General features: G+C 61.8%; 3 protein-coding genes. All 3 read right to left on the reverse strand.

What is annotated here, in order from left to right:
• Nucleotides 1-204 (reverse strand): 30S ribosomal protein S21 (gene rpsU, locus EN943_RS36980; RefSeq protein WP_127416608.1); only part of this gene is annotated, 204 nt, incomplete at its 3' end.
• Nucleotides 205-406: 202 nt separating this feature from the next.
• The gene (locus EN943_RS36985; RefSeq protein ID WP_127416609.1) at nucleotides 407-793 is read right to left on the reverse strand and encodes an SET domain-containing protein-lysine N-methyltransferase; all 387 of its coding nucleotides are present in this window, start codon (nucleotides 791-793) and stop codon (nucleotides 407-409) included.
• Nucleotides 794-902: 109 nt separating this feature from the next.
• Nucleotides 903-1,403: SDR family oxidoreductase (locus tag EN943_RS36990; RefSeq protein WP_127416610.1), on the reverse strand; the 501-nt coding region annotated here is incomplete at its 5' end.

A 1,403-nucleotide genomic window follows, 5' to 3' on the forward strand; every position in this document is an offset into this window, starting at 1 on the left:
CAGCAGGCCTTCGCGCTGGGCGCGCTTGCGGGCCAGCTTGCGGGCGCGGCGAACGGCTTCAGCCTTTTCGCGGGCGCGCTTCTCGGACGGCTTCTCGTAGTGACCGCGCATCTTCATTTCGCGGAAAATGCCTTCGCGCTGCATCTTCTTCTTGAGAGCGCGAAGCGCCTGATCAACGTTATTGTCGCGGACGAGTACCTGCACGGGCAATCCTGTCTTTCGGGTTTGATATCAACAGGCAAGCGGCCATAGCCACTAGCCTCCGCGGCGGTTTACACCACGAATTGGGGCGGCTGATAGCAGAATCATGCCGCGCTGTCCACAGCGGAAATGAATTTGCGGGGCCCAGCCGCCGTCTGTTTGCCCTGGGGCAAGTGTGCCACTTGCCCTTGAGATAAGGAGCCGACTAGCCCGTCGCGAGGTGCAGCAGCTCGAAATCCTCGAAAAACTCGCCGTAGTCGCAGGTGATCTCCTCGCCCACGGCGATGTCGCGGGTCGCGATGGCCCCGCCATATTGTGAAAAATCCGTGTTCGGATTGCTGGAATGGTTCATGAAGCGGCCATTGTCGACTTCATAGACCATGAAACCCGGCCGATCCGGGCTCGGATAGGCATAGCGGTCGAGCAGCTCCCTGAGATGCGAAGGTGCCGTCTCGTATTTGTCCATGGGGACCAGCCGGTCGAAATCCGGATCGAGCCGCCAGATCGAAGCGCCTTTCCTGATCGGCTCCGCGGCGAACACGCCGACGCCTTCGATCGCACTCGCAGTCACATAGGTTCTGATCAGCATCATGGTTCCAGACCCGCTTTTGGACAGAAACGGAATTGCCAAATCGCGGCGAAAAATCAAGACCGGCCGTTTGCCTGGCGGCTATGAACGTGCATCCCGCCGCTGGAATTCTTCACGTCCGGTTGATCGACACGCCGCCATCGACAAACAGAGCCGCTCCGGTGGTGAAGCTCGAAGCGTCGGAGGCGAGGTAGAGCGCCGAACGGGCGATCTCTTCGGGCACCGCGACACGCTTCAAGGCATGCAGACCTTCGACGAAGGCCCGTGATTCCGGGGTCTTGAAGGTCGCCGCCGGGGTGTCGGTCCCGCCGGGCAGCAGCGCGTTGACCCGCACGCCTTTCGGGCCGTATTCGGCGGCAAGCACCTGTGTCAGTCCGATCAGGCCGGCCTTGCTTGCGGCATAGCTGGTCATGCCTGGCATGCCGATGGTGTGGCCGACGAAGGTGGAGGTGAAGATCAGCGAACCACCGCCACGCTCGACCATTGCAGGCACCTGGTATTTGGCGCCGAGAAACGCGCTGGTGAGATTGGTGTCGAGCGTCTCGCGCCAGCCTTCCAGCGGCAGGTCCGAAATCGGCCCCATCTGGCCGACGGCGCCGGCATTGTTGAAGGC

It is taken from the genome of Mesorhizobium sp. M7A.F.Ca.US.006.01.1.1 (genome assembly GCF_003997935.1).
Classification (GTDB): Bacteria; Pseudomonadota; Alphaproteobacteria; order Rhizobiales; family Rhizobiaceae; genus Mesorhizobium.